Below are 20,178 nucleotides of genomic sequence, written 5' to 3' on the forward strand. Positions count from 1 at the left end.
AATAACCACACCATTTAAGATGCGGTGTAGCGACTGTAATATTTCTATGTTGTTGAGATATATGTATCGAGTGAAGGGCAAAAAGGATATCAATTGCAGGATAAGTGTTAGGTTACTAGGCCACTTAACAGGCTATATAGTTCACTCCTACTATATACAGTTAATTATAACATAAAAAGCACCCCGTAAACTATTATACGGGAATGCTAAAGTCATATATACTACGGGGGAGTAGTATGAAAACTATGCTCTCTATCATAAGAAAAAAACACCCAGTGACATGCTTGGGTGAACAAGGATAGATGTAAATAGTTGATGCATGTGTAACACATCATAGCAAAAAACTAGCCCGAAAGCTAGCTATAACATACGTTCTAAAAAGACGTCCTTTGAATACGTCTAGAAAGATTATAACATAAAAAAATAGGCAAGTACCGAAGTACCTGCCTAAAAAAAGGATTATCCACTTTTTCATCCTAACTGATTTCTCCCCATAAGTCACCTAATATCTGATTAGGTGGGGAAGAGCCATTCGTGCATGAATGAGAATTTGATGAAAGATAATTTTCACTACACATATTCAAGCAAGACATTGCTTTCTATAATAAACAACTATTTTGTTTTATTTCTTTTCTATAACAACCTTTGTAATTAAGTTGAATCCAGGGTTTTTAATATGCTCTGATAAATCTGGGACAACAAAACCTTTTTCTGTTATAGGGAAAGACTTCGTTTCTTCTTTTTTCTTATTCTTATCATAATAAGTGACTTCGATCTTTGCGCTTGGATCTAATTCAACTACTCTAAACTCTTTATATGCTGTCGCATCTAATGCCCATTCGACATAGTATTCAATTTTTTCTTTTGTAAGTGTAGTCCCAGGTTTAATAGGAAACTCGACATAACGAGGGGATAGCAATTCATTTCCTTTACCATCAACTCCAGTCACATTTACCATCAAATACGGGCCTGTTGGTTCAAAATAACTCGCGTCATCGCCTTTTTTATATTTTCCTTTGTCGAATGAACTTGATGCACTTACCTCATTAGTAATTGAAGAAAATGAGAATAATAACAATAAAACAGTTAAAAATAATAAACTTCTTTTGAGCATGGCGCTTCCTCCAAATATAATATATTTGTTTTTATTTATCTCTTTTTATAGCTAACACCCTTATTTAAGATGATAAATATCAACAACTTCATTTTATATTGAGAAAATATTAAAAATCAATAAAATATTAAAAGAAACTAAACTTACATTAAAAAATAATTAACAAATATTTAACATTTTAACCTAAGAATTAAAACACTTCTTTCACAATCAATCTCTCATGCCATATCCACTCATTATGATTGTTCCAATAAATGCGACACCAACCATCTATAATTTCAAACACATATATTAATGTTCCAGGCGCGTATACAGCCTGTCCAACATCGAATCTATAGTTAGTACGATTATCACCGTATCTAGTGGCTGAAGTAGCACCTAAGCCGTCGATTTTCGCATTAAAATAAGCACCTTTTGACCATTTAAGGTTATAAGGCGCTTTACTTCCAACTGTTATTTTACTTGCAGATTTACCGACTGCTTTTTGAGCAGGTGGTTTAACTTTATTTGTGATCTTATTCATTAAGCCCTCACTTTTATACTTAGGTCTAATAAAGTGAGTACAGCCGTAATAATTATCCCAACGTAACTTTGCAGGCGTATTTGCGTTACCGTCATAGTTCTGTTCCAAAATTAAAAATTGGTTTGTATTACCACCATTAAACACTAAACCAATATGACCGTATTGTTTATATATTCCTTTGGTAAATACAGCCACATCACCTATTTGTGGAACAAACGATGGTGTGTTTTCATATACTGTTGCCATGTTTTTAAAATCGTTATTGATTGCATCTTTTGCATTTCCCCACATTCTAATTTCTAACAACCAATAAATGTAATCAACTGCTAAATCTGCACATTGGTAACCATACCAACCGTCAAAATCAATATATCTACCTTGATACCAACGTAACCTTGCTCTTGCTTCACTGTATGTTTTCATTATTTTACCTCCTAGTATTTTCTTCTTGGTTCTTCATATTCTAAAGCTTGGTGGCTATCACCTATACCTTTAGTAGTCGGGTCTTGAATCACACCAGTTAATACTAAAAATCCTAATATAGCGTTTAAACCGTCTGTTAATTGCTCTGTATAAACTTGGATATCATACCCAATAGCTTTTGCGATGTTTTGAGCAAATAAAAAGATAGCTGACAATATCGCTACCCAAAATGATTTTTGTTTCATTCTAATTTTCCAATTAATCATATTCTTATCTCCTTTTACCCAAAATAAAAAGACGACTAATAAGCCGTCTATTTGATATTTATATTATGGTGTGTTAATTTATATATAGAAAAAGGGCAACATGCGCAAACATGTTACCCTAATGAGCCCGTTAAAAAGACGGTGGCTATTTTAGATTAAAGATTAAATTAATAACCATTTAACCATCGAAACCAGCCAAAGTTAGCGATGGTTATTTTTTATTGCTTAATTCAATAAGCTTGATTACTAGACCTATCAATGCAATAAGGAATAAACCAAACTGCAACATGGTACTAATTGTAATCATTAGGCATCTCCTTTCTAAAGATTTCAGTAATGCCAACATAGGCACCACCTCCTTATACTCAGATAGCCACCATCTATCCAACTTGCTCACTTCTGCATATTACCATAATTACAACAATAAATAAAAAGCCAGTGCCGATGCACTGACCAAAAACATTATTTACATTTACGACCATACAAATAACATGACAACCATCTTGCCCAACTCATTATGTCCACCTCCCTTAAGGTAATAACGCAGTAATTGATGCAGTAATGACTGCAATCATAACAATTGTTACAAGCGCCCATATGGCACCTACGAGCCATTTATTTTGGGCGAGTGTCTTTTCTTCATTTTTTTGCGCAACATCTACTTGCGTTTGATATCTTTCTTCAATTCTGTTTAATATCTTTGTTTGCTCTAAATTCTCATCTACAACTTTATCTTGCTTATCTTTAAGTTCTTTATGAGATTCTCTTAGTTCATTATGATGTTGCTTATGTTCCTCTCTAAGTTCAAGCACATGATCAGCTGTTTCGTTTGCTAGTATTTCAACATCATCAACACGTTCAACTAATTCAGAAAGCTCTTTTTTTATTTTCTGAATATCATCCAAAACTACACCTACTTTCTAAGAAAGCTATGAGCGTAATGCTCATAACTTAGTATAGTTACATTATTTCGCTATCAACTGATTTATCAGATGACAAGTCAGTTCTATCCACAACTTCTTTCACAACTTTCACACCGTTTTGATTGCCTGTTAATTGATATAAAAGATTTAAAGTTTCAGCAATCTTTTTAGCGTTTTCCTCAGATTTAAAATCTTGTGCATAACTTGCTGAATCGGACGTTGTAAAACTGCCTACAAAATCTTGATACAAAACGCGCTCTGTTCCCTCTTTGTCAATTTGTACTAAAATAAATCTCTCTGTTTTTTTGATAATTTCATTTGCCATATTAAATGACCTCCTTAAATTTTTGTATAAAAATAGTGCCAAGGATTACTCTTCCTCAGCACTTTTGCTTTTTTCATTTTGTTCTTGTATATATGCTTTTAACATTGCATTTTCTTGTGTTAGTCTTGTGATTTCTTGCGATAAATAGTGAATTGTATATTGTGGATTGGCTTGTAAACCTTGATTGCTATCATTCATTTATTAATTCCTCCAGTTTTTCGATTTTTGATTGCTGGTTTTTAATAATAGGTATTAAATGAACCCAAAGTCTATCGTATGCGATACCTTCGATTTCTCCGTTGTCATCATAAATAACAAATTCATTAAATCCTAATTCTTCAACCTCTTCCGCTATTAAGCCAGTATGTCGACTAAGTTTAAAAGTATCATCAGATAACTTTTTACCACTTTCCAATTCTTTAGCCATTATTTCCGATTCATATTTGTCAAACCATGTACGAATTGGAAGCTTTAAAATCTCTTTTGAATGACTGAACTGATCGTCTTCATTGATATATTGATTTTCGATTGAAATTTTATACTTTTTGGCAGAAGTAGCACGCCCAATTGTTCCAGCAGAAGTAATGTGTAAGTTAGCAGGTGCTGAATAAGTACGCTTATAAATAGAATTAGAAGCGACTCTATCGCCAGCATTATCAGAACCTACCGCCAATAAATCATAACTTTGAATGCTAACGTAACTATTTCCATCTCTTCGTTTAACTAAGTTGAATTTGCCCATACCTGACTCAATTGTAGTGTCTCCGCCTGTAGCATAGTCACCATTAACGACTTGAACCAATCCTTTATTGCTACGTTTAGAAAATCTTAATCCAGCACCGTACTTATAGTTTTCATCTGAACCAAACATGATATAACCGTCAGTTTCGTATGCACTATCAGCGTTTGATAATGTGAATGCGAATCGGTTTAAACCAGGTTTATTTTTGGTGTTCGGAGATAAATATATCGGTGCTTCTCTACTTTCAATATTAGCTGAAGCATATGAATCGATAATAATTCGGTTGTAGTCAGATGTTAAAGCGACTACACCGCCATAAGAATTGATTGTTATGCCATTCATACCGCTATCACTGTAAGTTTTATCCCACCATTGAATAGTACCGGATGAACCTCCGTCTTCGCCTTCTCCATCAATATATGTTGAAATACCAAAATGTGACATATAAAGTGAACCGCCTGCGGTATTATTTCTAAACCTTAGATGTCCATCTTTAAGACGTGTGAATATATCATCGGTTGATCGTTTGCCTTTCCAAGTTCGTTGTACGATTCCGCCAAGTTCAATAAAATCATTTTGAACTTGTACATAACGGTTAGCATTTCCGCCTTTAATACCAATTCTATTCACATTGATGTCAAGACCTTCATTTGATAAGTTTAGGCTATTAACAATGTCATTTTTACCAACTTTGTTATTAATATTATTTGCGACTACATTAAATTCTCTATTCGCTGTTATATCAACTTTATCGCCACTAATTTTCACGCCATCTTTATCAATAGTATGTGAAGTAATCGCCCCATTTTCGTCATACCTTAAATAGATGCCTTTCATAGCATTTACAGTGATGTCTGCTAACACTCTTGATAGTGTTCTTTTAGAAGCATTAAACTCTTCTTTTGTAGTTCTTAATTTGATTTCCTTACCATTTTGTATAATTTGAGAACCATAGCGAGTCAATGTTTTCCTCTGTGCATCTGTGCTTTCTTTGACCTTGTTGTCTGTATAAGCATTAGCTTTCTTTTCAGCGTTTCTAGCCTTTAGTTCTGCGTTTTGTTTTGCCTCTTCAAGTTTAGCTTGAGCATCTTGTATAGCGCGTTGCTCTTCTTCCGAAATTTTACCATCAGCATACGCTTGCGATTCCTTCTCTTTAAGATCATCTTGAGCATCAATGTATGATTTTAAAGCTTCTTGCGCTTCTTGATTTGCTTGTTCAATACTTGCTTTAATCTCAGGATTATTGGACAAATCACTTAACTGGTCATCAGTATATTGTTTTTGTTCTTCCAATCCGTTTCGATATTCGTTTAACGTAACTTTATCTTTGATTTCACCTTTTAAAGTCGTTCTCTCAGCTTCAGCAGTATCTAAACGTTCAACAATACCGTCTTTGTCTGTTTTATAGTCCGATGTTTTTACATAGTCACGTAATTGTTCTTTTGTGGATTCTCTAGCTGCTTCAATAGCTGATTTAACAACATTAGGTTCTCCGACTAACTGCAAATCTTCATTCACCGTTAAACCAAATTTTGTTGCTATTATTTCCAACGCTTCTTTATATTTTTCATCAGTGTATTGTGACTGTAATAATTTAAATCTATCTGAAATGGCGATTTTGACATCTTCTACATCTGTATAAACATCTTGTAATTTCTTTCTATACTCAAGAAATAAAGTTTTTGTATCTACCAACCGACCAATCGTTGCAGTTTCGGGTGTCATAGATTCTAAATTATTTTTAATTTGATTATAAACATCAATCACAGCGTCTAAACTTGCTTGTAAGTCCGCTTTCAAATCATTATCTACTAAGTACTCGCTATTCAGTAATTCTGTAGCTTCTGACAAAAGACTAGCGTGTTGTATAGATAAATTAATAAATATATTGTTTAATTCACTGAATAGCGCTTTCTCTCTTGTTATACCACCTAATTTTTCAACATCATTTGGTGTTTCTTCAATCCATCGACCATTCCAATATCTACGCAAGACAGCAACATCAGGGTTACTTGTATCATACCAAAGCATATCATTGACTGGATTTTCTGGCGGTGTATCACTTTTGTGTATTTTGCGTTCAAAGTATTCTAATTCACTATCTACAACATCTTTTACTATAGTGTTGATATTGCTAATATTATCGTTTAACTTTTGATGTATTATGTTCAATCGCTTGTTAAACTCTTCTCGTAATTCTGATTCTTTGAACTCTTTAGGTTGACCGAATGTATATGTGCTATTTTCTGAAATTATGTTATATTCTTCGGCAATAACTTCTGCCTCTACATACAATGGCGGGTTAAAATCTCTATGTTTTACTCTGACTGTATCACCAATTGATATAATCTCGTGCGGATACGTAACTTCCAAATCAGTAGAAGTAATCTCATATGACATAACTGCCGACTTACGTTTATTTAACTCTGTTTTGGCTAAAGAACGCAACCGTGTTTCATTCATATTTTGATCATCTGATTGAGGTTCGTATATTCCCCAAATATAACGGGTAGGTAAGTTGAATTGACTTTGTGCTTCGTCATCTGTCACAACTAACTCTAAACGCTTTCCTTTGTCGTTTTCGGGTCCCACAGCAATTAATGCTGTTTTGATTTCTGACATATCAATCTTCCTAGTTAACCCAACCAAATCTTTACCATACTCAATTTCTTTACCTTTGAATAAGCTGTTTTTCTTTTTGAGTACCACATATCTACCTTTGACGGTATTAGAACTAAGCTCTATATAAAAATCCAATACCATTTTATAGGTTGTACATAATTGCTTTAAAACTTCATATCTAGTTTGATAAGAAGTCCATGACGTAGTACGTAAGCCATCGTATTCGGTTTGTTCAGAAACTTCCCAACCTGTATCACTCAACACATCTTTCAATGCTTCTGAAGTTATCTTTTTCTCAAATTTGCCTGGTGCATACGGTTTAGCTGTTGTTATATCAGCAAGATAAGACGCTATACATTCTATCTCTGTGTAGCCGTCCATCGTATCTTGAACCCAGTTAATAATAAATTCACGCCATTGTTTGTTTGAATCCCTTATAATAACACGATGTCGTTCACGGAACTTTTCAGCTCTTTCTGATGATATGAGCAGTTCAAGCATTTCTGAATTGTCATTAACATTACGTTTATGAATCGCTCTAACTAAGGAAGGGTCATCAGTAGAAAGGAAATCTATAATCTTGTCGTTAAAATCTAAAACATGTATCACACTCTCATCTCCTTTCTATAAATATCTATCTTGCCATTTAACCGTCGTATCAAAGACGTTTTCAGGTTGTATGATTAATTCACTGTACCCAGAATCAACATTGAAATAATTACTTCCAAACGATTTCTCGCTCAACATTGGTTCCTCATTGATGACAACACTTTTTGCTTGCATATCTATTTTCACTAAATCACCTTTTTGTATAATGACATCCCTTGCGCCTTTCGGTTTCGGTAGAATCTCCGTATTGAATGAACCTAATCCATTCATCTCCATCCACTTATAACCGTTATACTTCGCACTATAGATAGCTATGATAGAAGCTGGACGCTGATAAAACTTACCGCCATCTATCCACTCTTTCTCATCCATATCAATAGGTTTACGTCTATCTGGGTCTTTAATGTGATCAAATTTCCAAGTTTTAATAGAAAATTTATTACCTACTCTTCTGAGCCGCATATAAACAACGATTCTGTCCAAGTTATACATTATCGGTTTATTCTGATAGTCGTATATCTTTTTGGGGTCTCCTTTTTGGTTATACAACGTAACAACAATATGTCCTATTTTTCTATCATGATATTTATTTTCATAACCAATAGAAGCAAGTAACTTACCATCACTATCATAAATATGTTGTGCTGTTCTTCCGGCACCTTTACCTTTTTGTTCAACAATACATTTATAGGTAATTTGAAAATCTGTCATCGCTTTAGGGAGCCCTCGTTTCGTGCCAGCACCAACCCAACCTTTTGCATCAGGAAAATTAGTTGCTTTATATCCTTCGCCAAGATTGGATATCACAAAGTCACCGCCGACCTTACCACCTAAATCATTACTTGGAATATCTTCAGTAATCATCTTAGTCCAACCTTTGAAATCACGAAACTCACTATGATAAACAGGAGGCATGTAATCCTTAACTTCTTTGGTTACCTCATCATCACCAACCATAAAATAATCTTCATCATTTTTAGTGATCATAAAGTAACTAGATGGTTTAATTGCTCGGGCTTCAACAATTAAAGGAGTGTCAGCAGTCCCACTATTTACAACTGAAACTTGGTCTGAAATCGCAGTATTTTTATTTCCTGTTACTGAATATTTGTAAGGGTCTGTTAGTACTACTTTGATAGTGAACTTCACTGAACCTCTTGGGTTTTTCGGTAATTTTAATGGTCCATCAAAGTATGCAAACCAATACCAGTTTTGAGATTTGAATTTAAGTTTTTTCGGCTTTAAATTGTCAATATCAAAAAATTCAACTAACTCTTCCAATATATCGTCATGCGTTTTTTGTCCACCTGGCGCCAAGACTTCATTTCTAATTATTAGAGGTAATTCAAATTCGATATCATTTAGATAACGAGCTTTAGCAATAGAACCTGTTCTACCTTTCACACTTTCTTTTTCAGTAACAAAATTAAAAGAGGGTATCTCAAACCCTCTTTGTACAACTAACCATTCAATGGTTTTATTGTCTATTTGAATTGTATCTTGCATTAGATTATCGTGCCTCCTCTTCTAAATCTAACTCTTGTAGATTCGTGACGCTCTCGTTTATCGATAGAATTATTTACCTCATCTTCAAACACATACTTATTAATAACTGGTTCGTAATCCTTATCTGCAATAACTTGATTAGACTCAACCAAACTAACCAAACAATTAATAACCGCATCCAGTTTATTCTCCAATGTATGAATATAGTTTGTATCACTATTACTTATACTTGGATTTGGTAAGTTGTTTGGTCGCTTATTTTTAGAGCGGTTATCAATATCGTTAGCAGCTAAAGCTAATAATTTGTGTGCTTCGTTCGCTCTACTTGGATCAGTAGGTATTATCCACTCTGGATATCCTTCTTCCCCTAAGTGGTACAATCCGTTATAGACTTTGCCACCAGTAGCATATGCGTAATCACCAGCGCGTTTGAACGCAGCTCTCCATGAGCCTGTTCTTGGTACCCATTTACCCACAATATATCTCATAGCCGATATAGCTTGATGAGTTGGGTTGAGAGGATTATTGTAACCCGACTTTGCGTACGCTCTAAATGAAGGATCTATCATTTGGAACATACCTCTTGAAGGTATACCAGCTCTTGCGTTGCTATCCCAATTATTGACTGCATTAGCTGTATAATTGGATTCACGACTCGCAACACGCATCATCTCGTTAGTAATCCAACTCGCCTTATACCTTCCTCCTAAAATATTTTGAGCAGCCTTAATAGCTCGTCTAGCATTAGCTGCACCATTACCACCGGGTGTACTTTTGCCGCCCCCATTATTCTTTCTTAACCACGGTAACGGGTCTCTATGTCTTCCATTCCAACGCATCTCATAATGTAAGTGAGGTCCTGTACTAAACCCCGTATTCCCCGATATACCAACAGTCTGGCCGACCCTAACTTGTTGACCAGTTTTAACTTTATATTTAGATAAATGTGCATAAATAACTTCTAAGGCGCCCTTTACAATTTTCACCCATTTTCCATAACCACCATTATGAAAAGGCATAACTTGTGCTCTACCATTAATGGTTGATGGAACAGGTTCGTAAATGTAATCAAAATCCAGACCTTCATGGAATGGGCGTCCGGTTTCTCGTGTATAAGCAGCAGTGTGACCGTATAAGTAACGTAATTTATTCATATCTAATACACCGCCATCACCCGACTCTGCGAAAGCATCCTCAAGCCACTTGATTGCACTTTTCTTAATCTTAGACCATGCAGCTTTTGTTATATCGCCAGCAATACCCATACCTTTAGTTAGAGAACTGAAATCAACTCCAAACGCTTGAAGTACATAATTTAAAAGTTTGCCTGGATTATCGATAAAGTCCATGACATCACCAACTTTATCGCCAAGCCACTTTGTACCTTTACCTATTTGATCTTTTGTCCAGTTAAATGCCGATGATGCACCGGATTTAATATCTTTCCACATAGTACCTATGCTAAATCTTGGAAGCGTTCCATTTAACATTGAATAAGTTTGTGCGCCGTTATATACTTTTGAACCTTTAGGTAAGTACGCTGTCGTATCTGTATTAGGCGTAAGTACCCGTTTGCCATTAGGGAATTCAATCATTTCATTTCTGAAACCATTCGGACCATTTCCACGTCCTTTATCCCCAACCGTAGCGAACGTATCCCGCGCAATCTTACCGTTCTTAACTAATCTTGTAGTAGTATGCGTATGTTCAGTACCAGTGTGTAACTTCGGTATTTTGTCCATACCCAACTTACCACCGACCCAGTTTAAACCTTCAATTAATTTATTAAGACCTCTTTTAACAGCGTCTACCATACCACCGATATGATCTTTAATTTTACCAATGATAGATTTTAAACCGTCACGCATGCTTCCAAAGATGTTACGCACTCTATCCCATAAGCGACCAGCTATACCTACAGTGTTATCTTTAATAGAGTTCCAGATGTTTGACATCCAATTTCTTAATTTAGTAAATATATCTTTCGTCGCATTCCATAAACTTGTGAATTTAGACCTTACACCCGTAAATAACGAATGAGCCTTGCCGACGGTATTGCTTTTGATATTATTCCACGTACTAGATAACCAGTTTTTCATATTAGTGAAAATAGATTTAACACTATTGAATAAGAAACCAAAAATACTTTTTGTTGCATTCCAAATTGCCGATAATGATTTCTTGAAAACGCCTATTATAGCAACCCATATAATAGTTATTAAACCTTTAAGTAATCCACCAAAGTATCTCACTACACCTAGAATTTTACCTATAAACCACAGTTGTATTAAATTCCAAATTAACTGCACAGTACCTTTCAGTATCATTACAATGCCGTCCCAAACGCCTCGCCAGTTTCCTGTGAAAAGACTAGAGAACACTTTGATAATACCCAAAATAATATTAATAGCCCCTTGTATTACACCTTTGATATTTTCCCAAGTGCTGACAATCAAAGCTTTAACCGCCGGCCAAATAAATTGCATCACTTGCCAAATCGCAAACATGATTGGTTTAATAATAAAGTTAAAAATAAATTCAAAGGTTGCTTTAATGAAACCAGCTATATTTTGCAAAGCTTGTGTTATTTCTGAGCCGTTCTCTTTCCAGAAAGAGGCTAATTGAGCGCCTATCTCTTTGGCGAAACCAACGATTGCATCAACTACTTTAAAGAAAGTTGTTCTAATCGTATTAACTACATTTTGTATTCCTGCTACAGTTTCGGGTGGAAATATCTTCTCTAGGGTAACCGCGCCTTTACTATCACCTTTGAATAAATCAAAGAAACCTTGTAACGCTAGTTTAGCTGCTTTAAATGCGTTTGCTACACCAGAGATTGCCTGATTTACAATATTTCTAAAAGTTTCTGAACGTTTATAAGCTTGATAGAAAGCTATGCCAATACCAACTAATGCACCTACAATTAATGTTATAGGCAACGTTAAACTTGATATCGACACACCTAAAATCGGAAATAGTTTAACAAGTGATGCGATTTTAGTTCTTAAAAACGCGAATAAACCACTAGCTTTATTAACGTTTATTAACAAGGGTCCTAAAACTGTCATTGCATTCCCCATCACGCTGATAAATAAACCGAACATAAAAACTAAAGGACCTAAAACTGCTACAAATAATCCAAACCCAACAACCGCTAATTGAATTGACGTTGGTAATTTAGTAACCCATGTCACTACTTTGCTAAAAGCACTTACTATAATCTTTAGTGCTAGTTCTATTCTGTCATAAATCGTTAGGGCTAGTTCTTCTAATTGCGACCTTAAAGTTCTTAATTTCCCACCTAAACCAGATTCCATTGTATCGGCCATTCTTTTAGATGCGCCGGTAGATGAATCTATAGATTTGGTTAACTTTTGATAGTCTTCATCAGAAGCATTTATAATCGCTAATGCTCCTGACATCGCTTCTTTACCAAATATTGTAGCTGCAGAACTAGCTTGTTGGTCTTTTGAAAGATGTTTAAATTTTTCCCTCAGTTGGTCTAAAAGCTTTCGCATAGGAATCATTTTCCCATTACTATCTGTAATAGATATTCCTAAGCGTTCCATTTCATTCCCCATAGCTCTAGTTGGACTTGAAAGATTGGTGAACATTGTTCGTAACGCTGTACCTGCTTTTTCACCTTTGATACCAGCATTACTCATTAAACCTATCGCAATAGATGTATCTTCAATCGTGTAACCTAACGCACCTGCTACAGGAGCGACATATTTAAAAGCTTCTCCGAGCCCTCTAACATCCGTATTTGCCTTCGAGCTAGTTTGTGCTAAAACGTCCGCAAAATGACCACTATCCTTTGCTTTTAAACCAAATGCCGTTAGTCCATCTGTAACAATGTCACTTACTGCTCCCAGTTCTTCGCCAGATGCTGCCGCTAAATCCATAACTCCGCTTAAACCTTCCATCATTTGCTTAGAATCCCAACCAGCAAGTGCCATGTAATTTAATGCTTCAGCCGAATCTGATGCACTAAATTTTGTTGTTGCACCCATTTCGCGAGCCTTTTTCTTCAAAGCTTCAAACTCTTCCCCAGTAGCACCTGAAGTTGCTTTAACTTTTCTCATACTGTCATCGAATTCAATACCTTTTTTAGCTGCTACAGCAAACCCAGCAACCACCGGCGCAGTTACATACATAGTCATGTTACGGCCTACATTTTTCATACTGTTACCAATTTCTTGAAGTTTAGGACCAAAATTATTAAAGTTGGTACCAAGTTTTCCCATTGCAGTATTTAATGCTTTCTGCTCTCTTTGCATGTCTTTTAATTCTTGTGTGGCTTGGTTTAACTCTCGCTCATATTGGTTTAATTTAGCGTAAGCTTCATTGTATTTAGCAGCCGCAGCTTGTGTCTTTGCACTGTTTTCACCAGTTTCTTTACTAAGTTTGTCATAACTATCTTTCAGCTCTTTAGTAATCTGGGCTTGAACTTTTTGTTTTTTACTCAAACCTTCGACTTTTATCTTCGACTTTTCTAATGAATTATCATATCTAGAAAATTGTGATAAATTAGCCGAAAGCTCACGCGAAACCATTTTCATTTGCCTATTTAAACCTGTCACACCTCTATTGAATCCAGAACCATCTAAATCAACCTTTATGACCATATTACCTATAGGATTAGGCATTTAAAAACCTCCTTTCTTCCAAGATGTAAATAAAAAATCAACCTTTAAAGGCTGATTAAAAAATATCTTTAAAACTTTTCGCAGTTCGCTTTGTTTCAATCTTCGATTCGACAATGTCTAAAAAGAAGTGTATCGGCATGTTAGCCACTTTTTCTGCATCCATGCCTTTTTCTATCAAATCTTTAGCTATTTTCCTGTAATTGTTGTAGACAGCTTCAGGTGTTAAATCTTCTTTTCTTATTTCTGATTCTCTGTCACGAACTTTTTTGTATCGCTAGGTTCCCCACCTGTAATTCGTCCAATTAACTGTCCAATCTTTTCAATACCTTCTTGACCATTTGGTAATCCTTTTTGAAGTTCTATACTGGTAAATTGATTATCAAAAGCTTCAACGATGAAATCCAAAACTTCTTCTAATACTTCCATTTGTACAGCCATGTTGTTTTCGTATTCTTCTTGCTTGTTTTTGTATTCTTCCTGTTCTGTCACACTTAAGTTATTAAATTCTTCTTCTGTTAGATCTTTAAAATCAGCCCCCTTAAAGGCTTTGTTAAGTTTCAAACCTAATTTTGAACCTTGAATTGTTTCAAACAAAGTAATAATCGGCTTCGCTAAATACTTTTGATATTGCGGCTTTCCTGTTTTTGTAAATCCTGTAATTAATTCAATTGATGTACGTTCCATTATTAAATTCCTACTTTCTTTTTAATTTGGCCAAAATAAAAAGAGGGCGTTAAGCCCTCAAAACTTACATTTCTAAATTAGATTGTACTGTAATTTGCACAGTATCAGTTTGCTTTCCTGCAGTCGCTGTAACGGTCGCATTACCTTCCGCCAAACCTTTAACGAGGCCAGTTGATGTTACGCTAGCATACGTTTGCCCCTCAGTCACTGCATAAGTTACTTTCTGTCCAGATGGTTCGGTTGTGGCTGATAGTTGTTTAGTAGCATCAACTTTAACTGTAACTTGTTCATCAGTGACGTTTACAGAAGTGACTTCAACTTTTTCTGTTTTTTTCATTTCTTTTTCTACAGGTTCCATATTTTGTTCTCCTCGACTAGACATGAATTCATCATAAGTTTTACCAAATGTTTCCATGAATACATAATCGCGCCCTGTAGTGCTTCCTTTTTTATCATAGCCAGTAACATGCGAGCTCTCATCAAACAAACGATCAATAAAATTGCCTTCTACGTCGTCATTCTGGAATTCAACTTTATCTTGTTTTGTTTGCCCTTTGATGCTTGAACGAGTGAATTTACCTTTGAACAAGCCAACCCATTCTGAAGACTCATCATGATTACGTCTTTCAAATACAATCGCTACATCTGGCGGGATATCCTTAGCTCCATATTTATAACCACCTACACCTTTTTTAGCGCCATTCAAGAACGCCTTATCGTCAGCAGGAACAGTAACAAATGTTGTCTTAACACTTAGTTTACCATTAGATACAGCAGTTGCTGCGACCATATCATCCCCATAATCTTCCTCGGTATCTTGTGGACGGTCTACTTCAATTTCTTTTAAGAAACGAATACGTGTGCCAGCTCCAGTTTCCCATTCATTTTCTGTATCTTTTAAAATAGGTGCATAATAAAAGTTTGATACCCCAATTGCGATACCCGAAACTCCTGTATCTGCAAAATGTTGTAAGTTTAATTTTAAAAATCTTGGTGCTTGTTTCAATTTTTCAATCATTTAATTTTCCTCCAATTTCATTGATAAAATCGAGCCTTTTGCTCTTATAATATGTCTGAATGACATGACGTCACTCTCGTATAACGGTTCTCTGTAATAACATTGAAAATTTATCACTTTGAGTAACTCAACAATTTTTTCTGCTTGCTCGTTCGGTTCATCTTGAGACCACCAAACATCAATTTGGTAATGGTATTCTCTTGAAATCTCGTTATCATCAGCGTATGTGTCAGGATTGAACGGTAAGGGATATATACGAATAATAGGCTTGTCAGTTTTTTCGTGAAAATGGTCATCTATAGTGTAGTTAAACACATTCACTTCATCTGTAATGTTATTTGCAATAATAGCGTTTCTAATTAATTTGGTAACATTAATCATTTTTGCAACCTCTTAGCAGTATCAAGCATTGTTTTTAAAACTTTGTTTTTCCCTTGCTTTTCTGTTTTTGTTATAAACAATTGTGGTTTTTGGTACATTGTTCCAAATTCTGTTGCATGAATACGATGTGAGACGCCTTTAGCGTAACCAATTGTAACGATTTTCTCACTTGTGTGTCTGTCTGTTTTCACATTAGAAACAGCTATGTGATCGCGAGCATGCTTTTTAGTATTCGCAAAAGGTGTATTACTTTTTAAAAGCGGGACTAATGACATAGCCCCAGCTTTGACAATTACATTACTATTTAAATTCATTTTTAAAACTGCATTTTTCAAACCTTGTTCGATGTTATTACTTTCAATTCTTGCCCCCATTAAATGACCACCTCGCCATAGATACGCAAATAAGATTTATCTTGATAATCTGGCTTTACATATTTGATGTTAAATCTTTGCCCTTCATGCAAGACGTAATGCTTATTTGTTGGTTTATAATCACCTCGTGTATCTCTGATAATAATAGTTTTAATGAATTTGCTACCTGTATTGAGATTCGTTTGAGTGTCGGATTCTTTAGATTCTTGAATGCAAGCGAAACAAGAGTATAATATTTTCGTCTTCGGTTTCATCGGATTTCCGTTCACTCTCTCGCTTACATCTTCACAAAAATCTATACGTTCATTTAATTTATTGGAATTAAATTTCATCATTTTCACTCTCCAAAAATTGCTCAAATGAACCTCTCAATTTATGCACCGTACTTAAAACCATATGTGGCGCAAGCGATAAATCCCTATCCAAATAAGCAATACGGTTTTCAAAATAGTAACTTGCTAAAGGGTATATAGCACGAGCAAATAGAGGATGACTTTTAAACCAATCAATATATTTACTTGGTTCATCCGTAACAGCGCTAGCTATTTCATGGAATGCCCAAGAGTAATATATTTCTAATAAGTCGTCCTCTGAATTGTGATCTATTTTGCAATGCTTTTTTAATAACTTAAGTTCCTCAGCTGTTAATTGCATTCAATCACCTATTCTTCTTTTACTCTTTCAAGTATTACTCCATGCTCTTTCAGCTTTTTGTTAACATATTCAGCACGTTTTACTGTCATTTCAACACGTTTACCTGACTTTAAATACTGGCCTTTTTCCAAGTCAGTATAAGATTTCTTCACTTCATACATTGCCATAGTTTATCACCTCTTTATAAAGTATCGAGCGCTTATTATGCTTCTAAGCCAAGATCGCCTTCACCGCGTTCACTATCATCATATTCAATCACAATTGCTGATTTATAATCTAGAATTCTACAGTCTTGACGTACAGCAATCATTAAACATTCTCCGAAATGCATGTAGTCAGTCCATGATGCTTGGTATTGAGAGCGGTCAAATAAAACAATCGCATCTTTTAAGTTACCGATAATCAAAGTGTTATTACCTTTTTGCCCTAGTACTTCATCAGGTAAAATTTCGATTTTAGCTCCTAATAAACGCTGTTGCGTTTTTTCTTTAACATCTGGCTGGATTAAATAGTTTCCTAGCTTATCTTTCATTTTGTCTAATTTTGCAAACATAGTTTGCGAAACAATCGCAACATTATGTTCGTAATTTGGCTTAACATTCAGGTTAATAGCATCTTTAATATCATCTAAAGATTTTGCTTTTTTAACTTCTAATTTCTTGCCTTCTTTTTCAAAACCTGAACTTGTAGAACCCGTTGATCCTTTAGTGATAACATCAATAATTGCTTTGTTTCGTGTTGCTGCAATAGTTCGCGCCATCCATAGTTTCAATTCTTGCAAAACATTCACTTTTGCATCTTCGATTGCTTCACGTGAAATTCGGAAGTAACCACGGTGTGTATTAATGTCATATGCTAATTGGAAGAATGGTTTAACTGCTAATTCAGGGTTTTCTTCTAATTCTTCAACTTTTTCAAGGGCTGCAACTTCTGATTGTCGTACTACCGGATATTTACCAGAACCATTTGTAACACGTTTGACCGTCACATACTTATCAAGATTAAACTCAACCTCTTTTAATTTTAAAATATCTGTAACAATTTCCTCTGGAATAACTACAAATCCTGAGTCTGTTTTTAACGAACCACCTTGAATATCATTGCGTGTTTCAAGATATTCAGTAAAATCTCTAACTTCTTGTGATGTTACCTTTGTGTTTTGAATCGAAATACCTAAATCATTAATGTTTGCTTGGTTTCGATAAGTACGTGCTTCGTTTACTTCCACTGATTGTTGATTGTTTTCTGAAGTTCCATCTTTTTCTTTTAGCTTATCTAATTCTTCTTGTTTTTCTTGGATTTGAGAACGTAAATCAGTAATTTCTTGTTCTAATTTTTCTGCTTTTTCTAACTCATCGTTATTAAGTGCTCTCGTTGCATACTTCACCTTTAAATCAATTTGTCTTTTAATGTCTGAAATCTCAGATTGTAACTCTTCTTTTGTTTTCATTTAATTTCCTCCTAAAATTGGCATAAAAAAATAGACATCGCTATATTCAGCATGTCCAATGGCTGTATTTGATAATGGTGTTCAACTTCACCAAATATTATTTAATATAGAGTGTTTCTTTAGTCTTATTTCTAATTCTTTTTTACGTTGTTCTTTTTTAACGGTTTCAATACTACGTAATGCTGGTTTAACATCAGTGTCTTTGTAAGCCGGATAAGTCACTACAGAAACATCTGTAAGTTCACGAATTGCTGTTAAAGTACGTTTGTAAATGTTTTCTTGTTCATCAAAACGCACTTCATCGCCTTTATCGTCAAGCATAAAACCAAACGAACATTGATTGATGTTGCCTACACGCATGTTCTCATATAAATCACGTGCAAATGTTGTGTTTGGTAACTTACAACGATATTTAAGTCCAACATCATCAGTTTCGAGCTCCAAAGTACCCGATTTTGTCCTACCAATTATTTGCGATGGGATATGATCTACTAAACAACGCACATCAGATAAATCAGTGTTTTCTAAAGCGCGACGTGAAATCGTTTCTTTGAATCCACCAAGATTTTCAGACCAAGTGTCAAACTTTAACGCATACCCCTCTATGACCATTTCGTTGTTATCATTTGAGCGTACCTCAATAATGTTGCCAACTCTCGTTTCCTTACTCATTTTCCTCACCACCTTTCAATTTTTTATCAGTAGCTCTCGATTTATTCATCTGATACTCATCTACAAGTTCAATATTTACATGGTTTAAATCGACTCTGTGAATGCTACCATTACCGCCTGATATTGGCGCTAATCCATCACGTTGTCTAATTTCATCGATATTCATCTTTCCAGAATCAATGTTAATTTTGTCAATTTCAGCTTGTGTTTTTTCATCAACAACTCGTATTTCAGTGGTATCAAATTTAAATTCACGATTCACATATTCATCATTAAACTTAAAATTCAATTCTGCACAAACGCATGTAATATAAGGTTTTAAAGTTGATAAGTAATCTAAATTAGCATCCGTGATACTCATGTTCGCTGTTTCTATGCCGAACTTATGCAATGGAATACCAAATACACCTGCTATTTCTCTTGTTGATGATTTGTTTTCTCTGATAAGCTTTAAAACTTCTGTATCAACTTCTAATTGATCAAACGTCATTGATTCATCGAGTACGACAACTTTCCCAGCTTGTTTAGTTCCACTAAAACTTTTGTGAAATTCTTCTCTGGCACGGTCTCTTGCTTTTTTATTATCTAATACACCTTTCATTTTCAAAATACCACCAGCATGTGTGCCATTTCGCAAGAAATTATTAAGGAAATCTTTTCCATTGTTATCTGATTCTATCGTGCGACTTAATGTGTCTAACAGTGACAAACCATTTATACCATCCAACGAATAAAATTTGATGTCTAGCATATCCTCAAACTTAACATTACGTTCTATATTATTTCCGTTACTGTCTATCCTTTGATGAAAATAATACAGTCGACCTCTTGCGTCTGATTTCAATTCTATTTCGGATGTCTTTCTGAACGTTAAATTCATAGGTTCTCCTGTTTTATCACGTGTAATTTCAATATAGCCGTGCGATGTTAGTAAGGCACTAACAAACACTACTAATTTGAATATATAGCCGTTATACATTGGGTTAGGACGTGTATTTAACAAATTAACAATCCTGTCACTATAATTAATTTGGCCGTTCACTGTCACCCTAATTGGCATGCGCGCCAAATCAGAAGCAATCATCATAACTGCAGTAAAGATGTCGCTATGCCTAATTGCTTCTATATCTTTATATTGTCGTAATTTTGTTCCTTGAAAACCTGGCAAAGTTTGAACCATCATTTGCAAATCATCTTCGTTGTATTGCAAGTCTCGTTTTTCATTTTTATAAAAAATCCCCAC

Annotated in this window: 22 protein-coding genes; 1 reads left to right on the forward strand and 21 read right to left on the reverse strand. The window is 34.9% G+C overall.

Going from position 1 to position 20,178, the window contains the following annotated elements; genetic code table 11:
* Positions 1-622: 622 nt before the first annotated feature.
* The 3 genes from sak to JQN76_RS13750 all read right to left on the reverse strand — a co-directional run bounded on the left by sak (position 623) and on the right by JQN76_RS13750 (position 2,326).
* The gene (sak, locus tag JQN76_RS13740) at positions 623-1,114 is read right to left on the reverse strand and encodes a staphylokinase (protein WP_000920041.1); all 492 of its coding nucleotides are present in this window, start codon (positions 1,112-1,114) and stop codon (positions 623-625) included.
* 190 nt (positions 1,115-1,304) lie between these two features.
* Complete coding sequence (locus JQN76_RS13745) at positions 1,305-2,060, reverse strand: CHAP domain-containing protein (protein ID WP_000861038.1); 756 nt, start codon at positions 2,058-2,060, stop codon at positions 1,305-1,307.
* Positions 2,061-2,071: 11 nt separating this feature from the next.
* A complete protein-coding gene (locus JQN76_RS13750) occupies positions 2,072-2,326 on the reverse strand; it encodes a phage holin (RefSeq protein WP_000611512.1) in 255 nt (84 codons plus the stop codon).
* 51 nt (positions 2,327-2,377) lie between these two features.
* On the opposite strand from JQN76_RS13750, the gene JQN76_RS13755 reads away from it, so the two are divergent.
* Positions 2,378-2,485, forward strand: a complete 108-nt coding sequence (locus JQN76_RS13755; protein WP_001791821.1) for a hypothetical protein — start codon at positions 2,378-2,380, stop codon at positions 2,483-2,485.
* 52 nt (positions 2,486-2,537) lie between these two features.
* Here JQN76_RS13755 and pepG1 read toward each other — a convergent pair whose 3' ends face one another.
* The 18 genes from pepG1 to JQN76_RS13845 form a co-directional block, all read right to left on the reverse strand.
* Complete coding sequence (gene pepG1, locus JQN76_RS13760; RefSeq protein WP_000880502.1) at positions 2,538-2,672, reverse strand: type I toxin-antitoxin system toxin PepG1; 135 nt, start codon at positions 2,670-2,672, stop codon at positions 2,538-2,540.
* 184 nt (positions 2,673-2,856) lie between these two features.
* On the reverse strand, positions 2,857-3,231 hold the full coding sequence (locus JQN76_RS13765; protein WP_000340977.1) for a hypothetical protein: 375 nt from the start codon (positions 3,229-3,231) through the stop codon (positions 2,857-2,859).
* Positions 3,232-3,286: 55 nt separating this feature from the next.
* A complete protein-coding gene (locus JQN76_RS13770; RefSeq protein ID WP_001262620.1) occupies positions 3,287-3,574 on the reverse strand; it encodes a hypothetical protein in 288 nt (95 codons plus the stop codon).
* A 45-nt stretch (positions 3,575-3,619) separates the two neighbouring features.
* On the reverse strand, positions 3,620-3,772 hold the full coding sequence (locus JQN76_RS13775; RefSeq protein ID WP_001000058.1) for a hypothetical protein: 153 nt from the start codon (positions 3,770-3,772) through the stop codon (positions 3,620-3,622).
* Positions 3,765-7,547: a phage tail spike protein gene (locus JQN76_RS13780; protein WP_001836550.1), complete on the reverse strand. Its 3,783-nt coding sequence runs from the start codon at positions 7,545-7,547 to the stop codon at positions 3,765-3,767. Before JQN76_RS13780 ends, JQN76_RS13775 begins: the two co-directional genes overlap by 8 nt.
* A gap of 15 nt (positions 7,548-7,562) precedes the next feature.
* Positions 7,563-9,053, reverse strand: coding sequence for a phage distal tail protein (locus JQN76_RS13785; protein WP_001154317.1), 1,491 nt, complete (start codon positions 9,051-9,053; stop codon positions 7,563-7,565).
* Positions 9,053-13,702 (reverse strand): phage tail tape measure protein, encoded by a 4,650-nt coding sequence (locus JQN76_RS13790; protein WP_001836551.1) that lies wholly within the window; start codon positions 13,700-13,702, stop codon positions 9,053-9,055. Before JQN76_RS13790 ends, JQN76_RS13785 begins: the two co-directional genes overlap by 1 nt.
* Positions 13,703-13,757: 55 nt before the next feature.
* A complete protein-coding gene (gene gpGT / locus JQN76_RS13795) occupies positions 13,758-13,880 on the reverse strand; it encodes a phage tail assembly chaperone GT (protein WP_000570353.1) in 123 nt (40 codons plus the stop codon).
* A gap of 59 nt (positions 13,881-13,939) precedes the next feature.
* Complete coding sequence (gene gpG / locus JQN76_RS13800) at positions 13,940-14,386, reverse strand: phage tail assembly chaperone G (RefSeq protein ID WP_000442601.1); 447 nt, start codon at positions 14,384-14,386, stop codon at positions 13,940-13,942.
* Between the two features lie 64 nt (positions 14,387-14,450).
* Positions 14,451-15,404, reverse strand: a complete 954-nt coding sequence (locus tag JQN76_RS13805) for a major tail protein (protein ID WP_000570652.1) — start codon at positions 15,402-15,404, stop codon at positions 14,451-14,453.
* Complete coding sequence (locus JQN76_RS13810) at positions 15,405-15,785, reverse strand: hypothetical protein (protein ID WP_000611452.1); 381 nt, start codon at positions 15,783-15,785, stop codon at positions 15,405-15,407. It lies immediately after the preceding gene.
* The gene (locus JQN76_RS13815) at positions 15,782-16,159 is read right to left on the reverse strand and encodes an HK97-gp10 family putative phage morphogenesis protein (RefSeq protein WP_000501244.1); all 378 of its coding nucleotides are present in this window, start codon (positions 16,157-16,159) and stop codon (positions 15,782-15,784) included. The genes JQN76_RS13810 and JQN76_RS13815 overlap by 4 nt, the downstream gene beginning before the upstream one ends.
* Positions 16,159-16,494 (reverse strand): phage head completion protein, encoded by a 336-nt coding sequence (locus tag JQN76_RS13820; RefSeq protein WP_000975314.1) that lies wholly within the window; start codon positions 16,492-16,494, stop codon positions 16,159-16,161. Before JQN76_RS13820 ends, JQN76_RS13815 begins: the two co-directional genes overlap by 1 nt.
* On the reverse strand, positions 16,481-16,813 hold the full coding sequence (locus JQN76_RS13825) for a head-tail connector protein (RefSeq protein WP_001177483.1): 333 nt from the start codon (positions 16,811-16,813) through the stop codon (positions 16,481-16,483). Before JQN76_RS13825 ends, JQN76_RS13820 begins: the two co-directional genes overlap by 14 nt.
* A gap of 8 nt (positions 16,814-16,821) precedes the next feature.
* The gene (locus tag JQN76_RS13830) at positions 16,822-16,980 is read right to left on the reverse strand and encodes a hypothetical protein (protein ID WP_001252099.1); all 159 of its coding nucleotides are present in this window, start codon (positions 16,978-16,980) and stop codon (positions 16,822-16,824) included.
* A gap of 35 nt (positions 16,981-17,015) precedes the next feature.
* Positions 17,016-18,263, reverse strand: a complete 1,248-nt coding sequence (locus tag JQN76_RS13835) for a phage major capsid protein (protein ID WP_000849950.1) — start codon at positions 18,261-18,263, stop codon at positions 17,016-17,018.
* 87 nt (positions 18,264-18,350) lie between these two features.
* Positions 18,351-18,935 carry an HK97 family phage prohead protease gene (locus tag JQN76_RS13840; protein WP_000032525.1) on the reverse strand — a complete coding sequence of 195 codons (585 nt, stop codon included), beginning with the start codon at positions 18,933-18,935 and terminating at the stop codon, positions 18,351-18,353.
* Entirely contained in the window at positions 18,928-20,178 is a 1,251-nt protein-coding gene (locus JQN76_RS13845) for a phage portal protein (RefSeq protein ID WP_000511068.1), read from the reverse strand. Before JQN76_RS13845 ends, JQN76_RS13840 begins: the two co-directional genes overlap by 8 nt.

Source organism: Staphylococcus sp. SM3655, assembly GCF_016917315.1.
Classification (GTDB): Bacteria; Bacillota; Bacilli; order Staphylococcales; family Staphylococcaceae; genus Staphylococcus; species Staphylococcus aureus.

Excerpts from the sequence above, each read along its gene's own strand:
- gpG (WP_000442601.1), bottom strand. The coding sequence starts at position 14,386 with ATGGAACGTACATCAATTGAATTAATTACAGGATTTACAAAAACAGGA.
- JQN76_RS13840 (WP_000032525.1), bottom strand. The coding sequence starts at position 18,935 with ATGAGTAAGGAAACGAGAGTTGGCAACATTATTGAGGTACGCTCAAAT.
- JQN76_RS13825 (WP_001177483.1), bottom strand. The coding sequence starts at position 16,813 with ATGCAATTAACAGCTGAGGAACTTAAGTTATTAAAAAAGCATTGCAAA.
- JQN76_RS13820 (WP_000975314.1), bottom strand. The coding sequence starts at position 16,494 with ATGATGAAATTTAATTCCAATAAATTAAATGAACGTATAGATTTTTGT.
- sak (WP_000920041.1), bottom strand. The coding sequence starts at position 1,114 with ATGCTCAAAAGAAGTTTATTATTTTTAACTGTTTTATTGTTATTATTC.
- pepG1 (WP_000880502.1), bottom strand. The coding sequence starts at position 2,672 with ATGTTGGCATTACTGAAATCTTTAGAAAGGAGATGCCTAATGATTACA.
- JQN76_RS13805 (WP_000570652.1), bottom strand. The coding sequence starts at position 15,404 with ATGATTGAAAAATTGAAACAAGCACCAAGATTTTTAAAATTAAACTTA.
- JQN76_RS13810 (WP_000611452.1), bottom strand. The coding sequence starts at position 15,785 with ATGATTAATGTTACCAAATTAATTAGAAACGCTATTATTGCAAATAAC.
- JQN76_RS13775 (WP_001000058.1), bottom strand. The coding sequence starts at position 3,772 with ATGAATGATAGCAATCAAGGTTTACAAGCCAATCCACAATATACAATT.
- JQN76_RS13750 (WP_000611512.1), bottom strand. The coding sequence starts at position 2,326 with ATGATTAATTGGAAAATTAGAATGAAACAAAAATCATTTTGGGTAGCG.
- JQN76_RS13770 (WP_001262620.1), bottom strand. The coding sequence starts at position 3,574 with ATGGCAAATGAAATTATCAAAAAAACAGAGAGATTTATTTTAGTACAA.
- JQN76_RS13815 (WP_000501244.1), bottom strand. The coding sequence starts at position 16,159 with ATGGGGGCAAGAATTGAAAGTAATAACATCGAACAAGGTTTGAAAAAT.
- JQN76_RS13785 (WP_001154317.1), bottom strand. The coding sequence starts at position 9,053 with ATGCAAGATACAATTCAAATAGACAATAAAACCATTGAATGGTTAGTT.
- JQN76_RS13830 (WP_001252099.1), bottom strand. The coding sequence starts at position 16,980 with ATGGCAATGTATGAAGTGAAGAAATCTTATACTGACTTGGAAAAAGGC.
- JQN76_RS13790 (WP_001836551.1), bottom strand. The coding sequence starts at position 13,702 with ATGCCTAATCCTATAGGTAATATGGTCATAAAGGTTGATTTAGATGGT.
- JQN76_RS13745 (WP_000861038.1), bottom strand. The coding sequence starts at position 2,060 with ATGAAAACATACAGTGAAGCAAGAGCAAGGTTACGTTGGTATCAAGGT.
- JQN76_RS13835 (WP_000849950.1), bottom strand. The coding sequence starts at position 18,263 with ATGAAAACAAAAGAAGAGTTACAATCTGAGATTTCAGACATTAAAAGA.